The sequence below is a fragment of the Bartonella sp. AS69XJJH genome, assembly GCF_042195585.1.
Lineage (GTDB): Bacteria > Pseudomonadota > Alphaproteobacteria > Rhizobiales > Rhizobiaceae > Bartonella.
The window spans coordinates 116201-131326 of record NZ_JBHIOO010000004.1; the positions used below are offsets into that span (position 1 = coordinate 116201).

Sequence of the window (15126 nt, forward strand, 5' to 3'; positions counted from 1 at the left end):
ATAGCCATATGAAATAATCAGCAGGGGAATCTGATAGACGAGAAATCAGTTTGTTTACAGAACAGTGTTTACAGAGCAGTGCGGGGTGGTGGTTTGGAAATTTGGTTTGGCTGCATTCTGTAATTATGTAAAAGCGTAAAAACGTTGATCTGTAAAAATGGAGATCCGTAAAAATGGAGCAGAGAATTCGTGCTTTGTGGGTGTTTTTTTACCTTTTAGGGTGTGTCCATTTTTTAATTGTTGAATGCTTGTCAAATTTTGTTGTTGATTTTTATGTCATTTTTTGTGTTTGAGGTTTTGGTTTCTCTTTAGTTGGAAGGAACATGATGATGGTAGATGAACATTGTCTTCCCTTACGTCGAAGAGGGCGGAAAAAAGGGGCTTTGAATAAAACAACAAAGCGGTTTAATGAAGCTCTTTTGATAGCGGCGGAACAGGCTGGCTATCACTACGGTGAAGATGGGCTGGTTTCTTATCTTCAATATCATGCTTTGAATAATCCCGTACCGTTTTTTTCGCTTCTTGCAAAAGTGTTGCCTCTTCAGGGGACTGGAGAAGGGCAGGTTAAAACAGTTTCGCGTATTGAGATTGTACCAGTGAATGCAAAAAATAGTGAACCGGAGAAGCATGATCTTTCGGTAACGGAGGCTTGAAGAGAGGGCTGTGATGTTTGGGTATTTACTGGAGGGCAGGAATATTTCGGTGGGAGATATTTGGGCTTCCTGTGTGGGGACGCCGGCTTTTATGGGCGATGACAGAGGGGGCCGTGTGCTGAAGAGGTGATACCCTAGAGGTACGATGCTTAGAGGGCGTGATGTTATCTACTGTTTTGGATTTTTTGTGAAGGTTTGGTCTTTTCTCGTTATTGAAGGTGTGGAGATATCAAAAACAGTTTCGCGTATTGAGATTGTACCAGTGAATGCAAAAAATAGTGAACCGGAGAAGCATGATCTTTCGGTAACGGAGGCTTGAAGAGAGGGCTGTGATGTTTGGGTATTTACTGGAGGGCAGGAATATTTCGGTGGGAGATATTTGGGCTTCCTGTGTGGGGACGCCGGCTTTTATGGGCGATGACAGAGGGGGCCGTGTGCTGAAGAGGTGATACCCTAGAGGTACGATGCTTAGAGGGCGTGATGTTATCTACTGTTTTGGATTTTTTGTGAAGGTTTGGTCTTTTCTCGTTATTGAAGGTGTGGAGATATCAAAAACAGTTTCGCGTATTGAGATTGTACCAGTGAATGCAAAAAATGGTGAAGCGGAGAAGCGTGATCCTTCGGCAACGGAGGCTTGTGATATTGAAAAATGTTAGGCTGAGGTGAATGATGTGGGGTAACTGTTTTGGAAGGGGGCTGCTTTGGTGATTGCTTGTCTTGAGGGGATTGAAGCAGAGGCTATCGTGCTTTGTAGGTGCTCGTGATACTGGAAGGTGTGGGGCTTTGGGTGAATGATGCGTAAAGGCTTGTGCTGGAGGGGATTTGGTGCAGGGTGTTTGTGTGGTGGATATGGGACAGTGTTTTGATGGGTGAAGGGCGTGAAACTTGAGAGAAGTATTATGCGCTTGCGGGATGCATGTGTTTTGGTAGGGGATGCCGTGCTTGTGGTTGGGGGATGACAGGCGCGGTGTTTTGAGGGGCGGTGATGGGGGGGAGTAGGGCCCCTTGTGATTTAAGGACCCTTGGGGGCGCATATCGTGTATATGCGGGGTCCAAAGTGGTCAAAGGGGATCAAAGGGGGGGCTCATGCAAAAAAGTGAAATTCATTGCGTATTAGGATGAAGAGAAGGTAAAGCGCTGCTTTTGAGAAGGGCGTTTTTCGTTCAATTGCTCTTTTCCTTTAATTGTTCTGGAAGAATTAAATTTGGGATAAGCAAAAGGGTGAAGCGCAATTATTGCTAAAGTATGAAAATTTATAATGAAAATTGTTCAGAAAATTTCTCAAAAAATAGAGCAGAAAACGGCTCAAGTGGCTCTTATTCCAAAGCTTATTCCTGTTTTTACTGGAAAAGCAGATGTGCGAGCTGCTTGGGGAGGGCGGGGTTCTGGAAAAACACGTTCTTTTGCTTTGATGTCGGCTGTTGTGGGTTATCGCCATGGAATGGCTGGAGAGCGCGGGATTATTCTTTGTGCAAGGCAATTTCAAAATTCTCTCAATGAAAGTTCTTTGGAAGAAATTAAACGCGCTATCGAATCTTATCCTTTTTTACAAGACTATTATGAAATCGGCGATAAATATATTAAATCAAAAGATGGACGGATTGTCTATGTGTTTGCTGGGCTTGATCGAAATATCGCAAGTATTAAGTCAATGGGGCGCGTTTTCCTTTGTTGGGTCGATGAAGCAGAGCCGGTGACAGAAACCGCTTGGCAAACACTTATTCCAACTTTGCGTGAAGAAGGAAAAGATTGGAATGCAGAATTATGGGTCACATGGAACCCGTGCCATGAAAATGCACCCGTGGAAAAACGTTTCCGAAATGTCGATAATCCTCATATCAAAGGGGCAGAAATTAATTGGCGCGATAATCCGCAATTTCCGGAAAAACTCAATCGTGATCGAATGGACGATTTGCAGCAAAGACCAGAGCAATATAACCATATTTGGGAAGGCGAATATCTCCAAGCTGTCCAAGGGGCTTATTATCAGAAATGTCTTCTCGAAGCCGAAATGGAAGGGCGGATTACCACCGTTCCACGTGATCCTTTGATGCAGGTGAGAATCTTTTGGGATATCGGGGGAACAGGAGCAAAGGCTGATGCTACCGCATTGTGGGTTGCGCAATTTATTGGACGGGAAATCCGAGTGCTCGATTATTATGAAGCCCAAGGACAGCCTCTCTCAGAGCATGTGGGCTGGGTCTTTCAAAGGGGATATGAAAAGGCTCTCATGGTTTTGCCCCATGATGGCGCAACAAAAGATCGTGTCTATAATGTGAGTTTTGAAAGTGCACTTCAACAAGCCGGTTTTCAAACTAAAGTGATTCCTAATCAAGGAACAGGCGCTGTGAAAATGCGTATCGAAGCCGTAAGGCGGTTGTTTCCTGCACTATGGTTTAATCGTGAAACGACATGTGCAGGCAGAAAAGCACTCGCTTGGTATCATGAAAGGCGCGACGAACAGCGCAATATCGGACTAGGGGCTGAACATGATTGGGCTAGCCATGGGGCCGATGCCTTTGGACTGATGTGTGTGGCTTATGAACAACCAAATGCTAGAGCGCGAAAAAATACCTATCGCTCGTTTCACCATTCTCAAACGTCATGGATGGCTTTTTAATGAATATTTCTACAGATTCTTCTTTTTCTTCTTTTGATCAAATCGAAACGCTTGAAAATCAAGCACTCTTTAAAAAACTCGTGGGGTGGTATCAGGATGATATTGCCCATGTCGAAAAATGGCGAAAAAATGCCCAAGAAGATTTCGATTTTTATAATGGACGGCAATGGAATGAGCAAGACTTGGCCGTCTTGCACGAACAAAATAGACCGGTCATGACTTTTAACCGTATTGCGCCTTTAATTAATGCCGTGATTGGGGCTGAGCGCAATAATAAAAGACAAGTGCAATTTATTCCACGACAAGAAGGAGCAGCCTTTGCAAACCAGATTCTGACAGGGGCGGCTGAGTGGTTTCGTGATGAAGCCGATGGGGAATACGAAGATTCCGATGCCTTTCAAGATGCAATTATTTGCGGAATGGGGTGGACAGATACACGCCTTGATTATGAAGAAGATCCGCAGGGAAAACCAATCATTGCACGTTTAGACCCGATGAAAATGGTGTGGGATGCGAGTGCTGTCAAGCCTAATCTCATTGATGCACAACGCCTGTGGTATATTGATGAAAAACCTCTTGCTGTGGCTGAAGAAATGTTTCCCAATGTTCATTGGAGTGATCTTAATGCTGATTGGGTTAAACATCAGAGTTTTTTACATTCAACCAGCAATGGGATGACACAAAGTTATCAGACTGAGAGGGGGTATCAAGGAGAAGAGGGGGGAACCTATCAACGTCCTAAAATGGTGACATTGGTAGAATGTCGCTGGTTTGAACGCGAGGTGGTTTATAAAGTTCTCGAGCCTCAAAGTGGAAAGTTTATCGATTATTCAGAGCAAGATTTCCAAAATTTAAGCAAAACCTTTCCTCATGTTCAAGCAACAAGGTTGAATAGAAAAATTGTTAAACGGGCATTTTTGGGCAGAAAGCTGCTTGATGCGCCTGATAAGCCCTTGGTCCCAAACAATCAATTGGGATGGGAGTGTATTACCGGTACTTTTGATAAGTTAAGCCGGCAATTTTATGGAATTGTGCGCCCTACAAAAGATCCCCAACGGTGGGCAAACAAATATTTTAGTCAAGTGATGCATTTGCTCAATAGCCAATCCAAAGGCGGAATTATGGCAGAGCGCGATGCTTTTGATGATGATCGACAAGCTGTCGAGAGTTGGGCTAGAGCTGATAGTATTACTTGGTTGAAAAGTGGGGCGGTGTCTGGGGGAAGAATCCAGCCTAAACCCATGGCACAATTTCCGCAAGGGTTTTTCCAATTGTTTAATGAAGCAAAGAGCGCACTCGAACAGGTGACGGGATTGTCTTCTGAATTTATTGGGACGCGAGCTGTCAATCAGCCCGGTGTTCTTGAACAACAACGGCGACAATCGTCACTTAATCTTTTGGCTTCCTTTTTTGATGGGTTGCGTCGATATCGGCAACGACAGGGAAAAATTATTCTCTATCTTATTCAAAATTATCTGTCCGATGGGCGGTTGGTCCGTATTGCTGGGGATGAAAATGCCCAGTATGTGCCGCTGACACGCGAAATGGTGACAAGTTTGGAATATGATATTGTCGTGGATGATGCGCCAACAAGTCTTAATGAAAAAGAGCGTACTTTTGCTCTGATCATGCAATTGCTTCCTTTGATGCAAAATTTTGCAACGCCTGAGATTATGCTTGATCTTTTACGCTATTCGCCTTTACCAGCCTCACTTATTCATAAAATTGCGATAAAGGCGCAAAATTCTTTTCAAGAAGAGCAAAATGCCTCAGCGCAGACGGGGGGGAATGTGGGAACAGAGCAGATAATGCAGATGTTGCAGACAGTAAAGGCTCAACAATAGGGTTCTTTATCATGTGCTCTCTTGGATGAATTTCATCTATCAGAAGTTGCTTATCTGAACAATTTCCATAGTTACCCATGTTTTTTATGTCGTGCAATGTTGCCTCTCTTTATCTCAGAAGAGCTGTTGTGTTGAGCCGTAGTGTTGGTGTTGGGAAACATCTTTAATAGAGTCTTTTTGTCACGGTGGGGATATGTGGGAGGTGTTTTGCTGTCATGGTGGGGAGCCCATGTGGGGGCATTGCTAGAGCTCAAGTGATAATGGGTAAGCATTGAGGGGATAAATGCTTATGGGGCTGTTTTATCTGAAAAATTTAATTTTATTGTTTGAAAAAAGAGAAGGCTAATGTCATGGATCAAGAACACTTAACGCCGGCAGAACAAAACCAATTGAAACAGGATTATCTACTCTCAACACAAGAGGGAGAAGACGGTGAAATTGGAAGAGAAGAAAAAGCTCTTGAAGATAATTTCCAAGGGCAAATGCATCAACAACAGGACTCTTCGCAAAAGGCTGGAAAAGAAGTTCAAGGGGGAGAAGATGCTCCACCAGATCCGCAAAAAGACTTTATGGGCTATATGCAATGGTTGGGAAAAACACTCCAAAAACAAGGACTTGTTAATGAAAAACAACAACCTTCTCTGGCTCGCGAAGCAGAACAGTTGTATGCGTTTTTTCAGCAGTCTGTTGCAAGTGTTAAACAAAAACATGATGATTTTGATCAAGCGGCTGATTTTATTTATGAAACGCGGGCTAAACAGTTGGCAGCTTGCGCTTCGCTCTATCCTGAGATGGCCGATCCCAAAAATATTGATGCGTTGATTGGTGATGAGTTGAAACAGATCTTGCGCGATTGTGCGCAAAAAAATCAAAATCCGGCTGAAGTGATTTACTCTATTGCACAAAAAATTGGCTACACAAATGTTCCCAATAACATGGATGAAAATTTACAGGAAAGACACAATTCTGCACGTACACTTGCTGCTTATAACGGCTTGATGCCAAATGGGCCGATTTCTTTGGATATGCTTGATAAAATGTCAGAAGCAGAGTTTAGTGCTTGGGTTTCTGATCCTAAAAATAAAGCTGCTTTTAATCGCTTAATGGGGGGAAAAGAATTTTAAAAAACAAGAATGTGAGGGCGTTAAGAGGCTTTTGGCACATGGCGTGCGGAGGCGTGTTCTTTGTGGGAACGTGGAGAGGCTTTTGGCACATGGCGTGCGGGGGAGTGTTTTTGTAGGAACGTTAAGAGGCTTTTAGCACATGGCGTGCGGGGGGGTGTTCTTTGTGGGAACGTTAAGAGGCTTTTGGCGCATGGCGTGCGGGGGCGTGCTTTTTGCGGGAACGTGGAGAGGCTTTTAGCGCATGGCGTGCGGGGGCGTGTTCTTTGTGGGAACGTGGAGAGGCTTTTAGCGCATGGCGTGCGGGGGCGTGTTCTTTGTGGGAACGTGGAGAGGCTTTTAGCACATGGCGTGCGGGGGCGTGTTCTTTGTGGGAACGTTAAGAGGCTTTTGGCGCATGGCGTGCGGGGGCGTGTTCTTTGTGGGAACGTGAAGAGGAGAGCTCTTATAAGGGGGAGGCAGACGCTAACAGAAATTAGATAAAACTCACGAACAACCTATTCACCATTTGAAATGAAATGTGGTGTTTTAACAACCGGCGCTTTGCCGGGTTTTTTATGTCAATAAAACTTTTAGAGGACAAAATGACTGTAACTTATATCGGACTTAATGACCCAATGGCAGTGCGCACATGGTCTAAATTACTAAACCAAGAAGTCTCAAAAGCACTTCCGATTGCACCGCTGATTGGAAATGATTCAAACAGTATCGTACAATTAAAAGATGAAACCACGAAAGCAAGTGGGGATGCTATTAGCTTTAATTTGCGTGTGCAGTTGCTAGGCGATGGGGTGAGTGAAGGGCAGACATTGGAAGGCAATGAAGAAGCTTTACAGTTTCTCAATGATCGCTTGGCAATTAATGAACTCGTTCATGCTGTGCGTGTCAAAAATGAGGGAACGATTGATCAACAACGGATTCTCCATGATTTGCGCACCGAGGCAAAAAATGGCTTGGTTGATTGGTATGCAGATCGTTTGAGTATGATGTTCTTCATTCAAGTGTGTGGATATACCGCTAAAGCTATTAACTTTGAGGGACGTACGATTAATCTTAAACCTGTTCATTATGGTTTTAATGCGCCAACGGCACCAACCGATAAACGTGTCGTGCGCCCTAATGGAAAAACAAAAGATGAAGATTTAAAATCAAACGATGTTTTTGATCTTAAGCTCATTGATAAAGCTGTTGAACGGGCTAAATTGGCAAATCCAAAAATTAGACCCGTGCGGATTGATGGGGAAAATGTCTATGTGCTTTACCTACATCCAACCCAAGTGACGCAATTGCGAACCAACACAGATGCGGGGCAATGGCTCGACATTACCAAGGCAATCTATAGTGGAAGCCGTATCAAAAATCCGCTCTATGATGGATCTTTGGGTATGTATAATGGTGTGGTTTTGCGCGAAGCTGAACATATTACCGAAGGGGTCGAATCTGGGACGACAAATAAAGCTGTACCAAATGTGCGTCGTGCTGTTCTTCTTGGTGCGCAGAGTGCTGTGATTGCTTTTGGTAAAGATCGAGGAGCAACACGCTATAAATTGGTGGAAGAACTCTTCGACTATGAAAGAGAATTCGGGGTCGCGGCAAAAACCATTATTGGTATGAAAAAAACTTGCTTTACCTTGCCAGGAAGTACGCAAGGGGCTCAGGATTTTGGCACTATCGTCATCCCAACTTATGGAGCACCCGCTTAAAGCGAATGTTTGCTCACTTCCCCCAACAAGAGGGATCTGTTGGGGGAAAAATTTAAAATGCTTCCAGAAACAAGGACAGGCTTATGACCACTTCCACTGATCCCCAAAATCTAAACCTTACACAGTCAGACCATTCTAAAACTTTTGCTTATATGGTCGCGCTTATTCAAGATGAAATTGATGATACAACAGCGGAATATTCCCTGCAAATTCAAGATTCAATTTTTACGGCTTTGCGTTTGTGTGAACGCGAACCCTTTTTCTTTAATGAAAAAAGAGAAAGGACGTTTAAAACACAAAGTGGTAAAACATGGTATGGGCAAGAAGAGGGGGTTTTTATTGAATCAGAAAAGAGTTTGGAGGGCGTCTTTTTAGCAACAAAGAATGCAACACCAACAAAGCTGTTCTTTAAGCCCTTGGAAGTGTTGCACCAACAATATGGTATGAATCCTGCGCTAGGAACGCCATTCTTTTATACGTGCCTTGATCAAAAAATAGGACTCTTTCCAACACCAGAACATGTGGAAACTGTACAGCTTTCTTATGCTCCTGTTCATTTTGCCGATGAACAGCTGAAAGAGGATGATAATCCTTGGTTGATTTATGCTTTTGATCTTATTAAAGCACGGGCAAAATATGAACTTTATAAAAATATTCTTAAAGATCCTGAATATGCCGCCGTTTCTTTCAGAGATTTTCAAGAACAGCTTCAAGCTTTGCGGATTGAAACATCGCGCCGAAAAGGTTCTTCAAAGATTCGTCCAATGCGTTTTTAAAAGGCTTTTTTCCAAATCGTTTATGGCTGGTTTGTCCCTTATGGCTGGATGCGCGTTGGGCGTTGATGGTGAAGGGCTGGTGAATGGCGTTGGGGTGGCGATTATTTGTGGTATCGTTTTTTCGATGTGTTAGTCAACTTAAAGTTGTGTTTTTGTTGAATTTTATGCCTTTAGAGTTTTAAGGGCTTTTGTGGTTTTTTATCAATAAGCTTTGGTGTTTTGAATGGTACGAGGCTCGTCAAAGATTTTATGGAGAGTTTTAAGGCTCTTTTCCCAGTCATTTGGGGGGCGCGCGCGGGCAGTTGAATTTGGTTTGGCTTTGGTGGATAGCGTTGGGGTGGCGATTATTTGTGGGATCGTTTTTTTCGATGTGTTAGTCAACTTAAAGTTGTGTTTTTTGTTGAATTTTATGCCTTTAGAGTTTTAAGGGCTTTTGTGGTTTTTTATCAATAAGCCTTGGTGTTTTGAATGGCACTGGGCTCTTCAAGAATTTTATGGGGGTCTTGATGGCTTTTTTCCCAATCGCTGATTATCGACCCGATGTGGCGGATATCAATGGAATTTTTACCGATGAACTTGTTAATGTGCTACCGGCTGATGGCTCCTATATCCCTATGCCAAGTTTTGAACCTTTATCAGAGCCTTGTCCGGAGCCAATTTTAGGCGCTCTTGCGGTTAAAACAAAAAATGGGGTTTCCATTATTGTTGGGACAAGAGAAAAAATCTTCTTGCTTGATAATACAACAATGAACTGGAAAGATATTAGCCAAAAAGGAAAATCTTATCTGGCTAATATCGATGCTCCGTGGTCTTTTGCTTTGTTTGGTGATTTTATCATTGCGGTGAATGCCAATGATAAACCACAAGTGATTGATATTAATCATGATAAAAGATTTAGAAATTTAGGGGGAAATCCACCACAAGCAGGGATTGTTCGAATCTGGGGAGATTTCGTTTGTTTGATGAAATTAACCGAGTATCCAAGACGGGTTCATTGGTCTGGATTAAATGATGCTGAATTTTGGACTGTTGGGAAAAAAAGTTGTGATTATCAAGATTTTCCTGATGGCGGATTCGTTCAAGGGGCAACCGAGACAACAAATCCAATTATTTTTATGCGTTCTGCAATCTATGCTGGTTCTTTTATCCCTGGCTCCAAGATTATTTTTAGTTTCCAAAAAATTCACGATAAACGAGGTGCCAAAAATGCTGAATCTATTGTTTGTCGCGGCGACTTAGCATTCTTTGCCGATGAAGGCGGTTTTTATCAAATAACAAATGAGGGACAGATTATACCCATTGGGTTCGAAAAAGTTGATCGAACGATGACCGCAAAATCAAGGCAGGATAATCTGTATACCATGTCTGCGGCTATTGATGGGGTGTATAATCGTGTTTATTGGATGGTTGATTCTGATGAGAACCTTCATAAACGTATCTTGCTCATTTATGATTGGGGATTGCAAAAATGGACAAAAGCTCTCGTGGATATCAAAATGATATTGCCTATTTTCTTAGCCGGAACAACCCTAGAAGGTCTTGATTTTGTGACTGAGAATATTGATGATTTGTCCTTTTCTCTTGATAGTAAAGTTTGGAAAAATGAATCGCCTATTCTGGGGGCATTTGATCAACAGGGCAGACTGGGTTCGTTTTCTGGATGCCCTATGGCTTGTGTCGTGACATCACAAGAAATGGGGCAGACAAATGGCATGATAACACGGGTGAAAAATATTATGCCTCAAGTCAATAGTGGAAAGTTTTATTTGTCTGTGGGAATGCGCTTTCGACAATCTCTTGAAGAGGAAACTGTTTGGTTGCCAGAAAAACAGCCCTCTTATAATACGGGACAAATTCATTGTCGCGCAAGGGCACGGTTTTATCGCTTTAAATTGCGCATTCCTGAAGGCGTGAATTGGACTCATGTCACCGGATTTGATGTGGAATTGACGCGGGCCGGCATGCGATAGGCATGCCCTTTTGTAATACCATGCGATAGACCTAAGCCCCTATTATTAAAGAACAAATGCCCCATAGTCCCCAAGCCTTTATAAACAAAGGAACAAGGTGGTACGTTATGTTTCATGCTTTTCTGCGATAAAGGAAAAATAGGCTGCACCATGGTTTATTTTTATAAAGAGGAAAGGGTTTATTTTTATAAAGAAGAAAGTTTCCTCTTTGTTGTGACAAAGGGATGATGGGGCTTTTTTTCTTTTATTGTGCGGGGAGCATGGAATGTGTGGAATGCGTAGGGGGATGTTATTTAAGGGGAGATGAGTGATAAAGCTAAAAGAGCCAAAATTATGATGCAAGAGAGTCAAGATTTATATTCTGCTCATTTGACAGAGCAATGGCCATGGGAAAAAATAGCGCCCTATCAAGAGGCTCTCAATGCTGCGTTTCAAAAATATGCTCAGCGCTTTCCAGATGATGTTTGTCTGGAAAAAGTTGCTGAAGAAATCGCTACAGGACAAGCACAATTGTGGCTGGTCTTAAAAAATAAAATCCAATTTAGTGCTTTTGCAATAACCAAAGTTGAAAGTGCCCATACGGGGAAAAAATGCGTCGTTCTCTCAGATCTTGCTGGAGAGGGAGGGCTGAAATTGGTCAAATTGATTGATGAAGTCGAAAAATGGGCGCGAACAATTAATGCTGAAGAAATGCACATGTTTGGAAGAACTGGATGGGCGAAAAAGCTCGCTCATCACGGATATTCTCGTAATCTTATTCAATATAGAAAGGTTCTCAAGTCATGAGTAGAAAAACCACACCTCAAGTGCAGACAACAACACAAACAAATGCTCCACCTGCTTGGGCGGCTGATATTTTAAAACAAGCCAGTGCTGATGCACTTGGACTTTATAATAAAGGGATTGGCGGAAACGTTTATCAGGGAGACAGAGTCGCTGGTCTTAGCAATATGACAAAAAATGCGCTGACCGGTTTACAACAAGCAGCAGGGCTCTATAACAATCCAATGGTAACGCAATGGTTGAATGCACCAACTAACAGCGCTACAAATCTTTCCGGTATGGCTAAGGGAAGCTGGATTGGAAGCAATAGTAAATTTAATACTGCATTGCAAAATGCTCTGAATAAAACTTCCGATGCAATTAATCAATCAATGTCTGGAGCAGGACGTTATGGCTCTGGGGCTCATACCGGTGTGCTGGCCGATGAGCTAGGCGCCTTGGCAACAAATGCTGCAGCACAGCAATATAATCAAGATATTAATAATATGATGAATGCAAACCAGATGATTGATCGCTCTCAGAATGATCAGGTTAATGCGGCAAATAGCTATTATCAAGGGCAGAGTAATGTGCAAAGCAATGCTTTGAAAGGGGGCATGATTCAAGATATAAACCGTCAAAATATCTTAGATGCTGAACGCCAAAAATGGTCAGAAAAAGATAATCAAGATTGGAACCGATTGCAAAGCTTGTTACAGGTTGGGACTCAGGCTGCTGGAAATTACGGAACGACTTCCGGAAAATCCACGACAATGCCTTCTGTGACAAAAGATCCATTGCGTGATGCGCAGCAAGTGCTTGGATTGGTCGGAGGAATTTTAGGGCTTTGTGATGTGAGGGCAAAAGAAAATATTATCTCTGTGGGGCAGAAAAAGGGATATCCACTTTATACCTTTAATTATAAAGGAAATCCACAACGTTATCAGGGCGTTATGGCGCAAGACGTGTTGCGTGTGAAGCCGGAAGCAGTTTATGTCAATGCAAAAACAAAATTATTGCATGTTGATTATGACAAAATAGGACTGAAAATGGAGAAAATGAAAGAGGAGAAAATACCGGCATCTAAAAATAAAATTGCGGCTTTCTTTTCTTCATTTTTTGCTCGTTTTCCCTTTTTGAAAAAAGAGTATCTTCTATGAGCTCGATTTATGATTGGTCAATTATCGCATCAGAAAATGCTTATGCCGACGAGCGTATAAACTGGGCAGAAGGGCAACCGCCAAGCACAGTTAATGATAGTGCTCGCGCTATGATGCAACGCATCAAAGAATATTTGTTGGATAATGGGGGCGGGATTGAAACACAGTTTACTGTTGATGTGAAGAACGAGAGGACATCACTTCGTTTGGCGACAAAGTCTTTTTTTGAGACTTACATGGATGGCATTGTTGTGCGCTTCAAAGCACAAGGCGCCAACAGAGGAATAACAAATGTTTCTTTAAATCAATTACTTCCACGACCAACTTATATGGCAACGCCAGAGGGTATTATGCCTTTAAAGGGCGGAGAAATTCAAAAAGGGGGGCTTTATGAGATCGTCTATACGCGTGATATTGCCGGGAAAAATGCTGATGGCTGGTTTTTAACTAATCCTACTGTAAAACTTCCTGAAATTCCGCCCTTTCCTCCTTTACCGGAAACGTTTTCTTCTGGATTTATCGGGACTTTTGCTACAGAAAAAATACCCTCTGGATGGTTACTGTGTGATGGTAAAGAATATTCGCGAAGGAGCTATGCCAATCTCTTTGCTGTTCTGGGAGAAACATGGGGAAAAGGAGACGGGAGAACAACATTCAATGTTCCCGATTTGCGTGGAATGTTTTTACGGGGGCTCGATAGTGGAAAAGAAATTGATAAAGGACGTCTCTTGGGAAGCCGACAAGAAGAGTCTTTTCAATCCCATACCCATGAGGGAAAAACAGATTCAACAGGTAACCACCAGCATAGTTATCCAAAGGTTGAAAACAAGATTCTAAGGTACAATAGCGGGACTTATAAAGAGGAGGTAGCTATGGTGTCTCGGATAGGTTGTTTGACAGGTCCTGCGGGAGAGCATGAACATAAGGTCTTGTTGCAAAAAACAGGGGGGGGATGAAACACGCCCCGTCAATATGGCGGTGGTTTATGCTGTCAAAGCCTGAGAATGAAAGCTTTGAGAAAGATAAAAATGCTTGCAAAATGTTTGTTATGAAAAAAAGTCTTATTGAATATATTGTGCAGAAAGTTTTGAGGCGCTTTAGAAAAAAACTCAATTCTCTTTATTATTTTATTTTTTGTGCTGCCTTTGTTGGATGTGTAAAGGTCAGTTTGCCTATTGTTCTTTAGAGGATCAAGACAGTGATTATTGAAGGTAGGGGTAAAAGAGAACAAAAAAACTTTCTTTAATTCATAGAGTTTTTGCTGAGGAATAAAGACTTTATCCAAAATGCTTCTCTCTTGTGGTATCGTGATACATTATTAAAGCGTCGGGTTTAAAGCGCTGCTGTACGATGACAAAAAGCCCATGGGTAAAATTTATCCTATTATGTTATGCCGTAAAACACCGTCATTAAAACACTATTATTGAAGCTGGTGATATAAGGAAAAATAAGATATACAATACTTGATCCATTTAAGTATTGAAGAGACATCTATTCAGCGGAAGTCTTGCTTGGTTAAACCTTATGCCAATGAATCATATAAATGATTAGCAGACGGAATCCCTTCAGAGTAGTTGAATTGTTTGCAACCCGATGTGGGACTAAATCTTCGTCCTTTGAGGTGGTGGGAAGAGGTCAACGGATATGTCTATTTAAAGTGAGAAAAGGCAAAATGGTTCTCTCCTTCTTTTGGGAGTGTATGTAAAAAGCATTTATTCTTTCAAAGTGGGCGCTTTGTTGGCTAGAGCAGATTGGCGATGCGTTACATGGTGAGGCATTGAACTCTCTTAGATGGCATTTTGTGCTTATCAGGCAACTTCTTGAAACAGAATGAGAGTGATACGAGAAAATCTGTAAGACAATAGTTTATCCTGTTGTGTCGTAAAATACTATTGTTTGAGGTGCGGTTAAAACTTTATGGATTGGGATGTTTTTCGTCTGTGCGTATTCTTAAAGAAGCGTTTTTGTAGAGTAACTCTAGACAGGGGATGCCTTTGAAAGGATGCATTTGAAGGGGAAGCTGAGTCAAATCCGTTAGATAAGAAGCCAGATTATTGACAGACTGTTGTTTATCGATTGGCATTATTTAAAGACCGGTGGGGGTGGCTTTGTCCTTTTGGGGAAAGCCAACAAAGCATCAAGGTGATCATGCATTTTTCTTGGTTTCAGGTGATAAAATTATCATTTCAGGTGGAAAACAGAATATAATCTAAAAAATACCTTGTAAAAATTTTCGATGAAGAAATTTTTTCAAAAGCCTTTCACATAGTTGTCTGAGGTTGTCTGAGGTTGTCTGAGGTTGTCTGAGGTTGTCTGAGGTTGTCTGAGGTTGTCTGAGGTTGTCTGAGGTTGTCTGAGGTTGTCTGAGGTTGTCTGAGGTTGTCTGAGGTTGTCTGAGGTTGTCTGAGGTTGTCTGAGGTTGTCTGAGGTTGTCTGAGGTTGTCTGAGGTTGTCTGAGGTTGTCTGAGGTTGTCTGAGGTTGTCTGAGGTTGTCTGAGGTTGTCTGAGGTTGTCTGA

General features: G+C 42.3%; 12 protein-coding genes and 1 pseudogene. All 13 read left to right on the plus strand.

Annotated features, from left to right (window positions below; all coding sequences use genetic code 11):
- Positions 1-329 precede the first annotated feature (329 nt).
- The 13 genes and pseudogenes from ACFIK6_RS03370 (at position 330) to ACFIK6_RS03430 (ending at position 13611) form a co-directional block, all read left to right on the plus strand.
- Positions 330-653 carry a hypothetical protein gene (locus tag ACFIK6_RS03370; RefSeq protein ID WP_375641777.1) on the plus strand — a complete coding sequence of 108 codons (324 nt, stop codon included), beginning with the start codon at positions 330-332 and terminating at the stop codon, positions 651-653.
- Between the two features lie 145 nt (positions 654-798).
- Entirely contained in the window at positions 799-972 is a 174-nt protein-coding gene (locus ACFIK6_RS03375) for a hypothetical protein (protein ID WP_375677370.1), read from the plus strand.
- A 145-nt stretch (positions 973-1117) separates the two neighbouring features.
- The gene (locus ACFIK6_RS03380; RefSeq protein ID WP_375677371.1) at positions 1118-1309 is read left to right on the plus strand and encodes a hypothetical protein; all 192 of its coding nucleotides are present in this window, start codon (positions 1118-1120) and stop codon (positions 1307-1309) included.
- A 602-nt stretch (positions 1310-1911) separates the two neighbouring features.
- On the plus strand, positions 1912-3273 hold the full coding sequence (locus ACFIK6_RS03385; protein ID WP_375641779.1) for a PBSX family phage terminase large subunit: 1362 nt from the start codon (positions 1912-1914) through the stop codon (positions 3271-3273).
- On the plus strand, positions 3258-5117 hold the full coding sequence (locus ACFIK6_RS03390; RefSeq protein WP_375641780.1) for a portal protein: 1860 nt from the start codon (positions 3258-3260) through the stop codon (positions 5115-5117). The genes ACFIK6_RS03385 and ACFIK6_RS03390 overlap by 16 nt, the downstream gene beginning before the upstream one ends.
- Before the next feature lie 350 nt (positions 5118-5467).
- The gene (locus tag ACFIK6_RS03395; protein ID WP_375677372.1) at positions 5468-6241 is read left to right on the plus strand and encodes a hypothetical protein; all 774 of its coding nucleotides are present in this window, start codon (positions 5468-5470) and stop codon (positions 6239-6241) included.
- A gap of 60 nt (positions 6242-6301) precedes the next feature.
- Entirely contained in the window at positions 6302-6721 is a 420-nt protein-coding gene (locus tag ACFIK6_RS03400; protein WP_375677373.1) for a hypothetical protein, read from the plus strand.
- Positions 6722-6822: 101 nt separating this feature from the next.
- A complete protein-coding gene (locus ACFIK6_RS03405) occupies positions 6823-7941 on the plus strand; it encodes a N4-gp56 family major capsid protein (RefSeq protein WP_375641782.1) in 1119 nt (372 codons plus the stop codon).
- 83 nt (positions 7942-8024) lie between these two features.
- Positions 8025-8717, plus strand: coding sequence for a hypothetical protein (locus ACFIK6_RS03410; protein ID WP_375641783.1), 693 nt, complete (start codon positions 8025-8027; stop codon positions 8715-8717).
- 506 nt (positions 8718-9223) lie between these two features.
- Positions 9224-10687 carry a hypothetical protein gene (locus ACFIK6_RS03415; protein ID WP_375641784.1) on the plus strand — a complete coding sequence of 488 codons (1464 nt, stop codon included), beginning with the start codon at positions 9224-9226 and terminating at the stop codon, positions 10685-10687.
- Between the two features lie 303 nt (positions 10688-10990).
- Complete coding sequence (locus ACFIK6_RS03420) at positions 10991-11473, plus strand: hypothetical protein (protein WP_375641785.1); 483 nt, start codon at positions 10991-10993, stop codon at positions 11471-11473.
- Positions 11470-12609 (plus strand): tail fiber domain-containing protein, encoded by a 1140-nt coding sequence (locus tag ACFIK6_RS03425; protein WP_375641786.1) that lies wholly within the window; start codon positions 11470-11472, stop codon positions 12607-12609. The genes ACFIK6_RS03420 and ACFIK6_RS03425 overlap by 4 nt, the downstream gene beginning before the upstream one ends.
- Positions 12606-13611 (plus strand): annotated as a pseudogene (locus ACFIK6_RS03430) (phage tail protein). Before ACFIK6_RS03425 ends, ACFIK6_RS03430 begins: the two are co-directional and overlap by 4 nt.
- The last annotated feature ends 1515 nt before the right edge of the window (positions 13612-15126 follow it).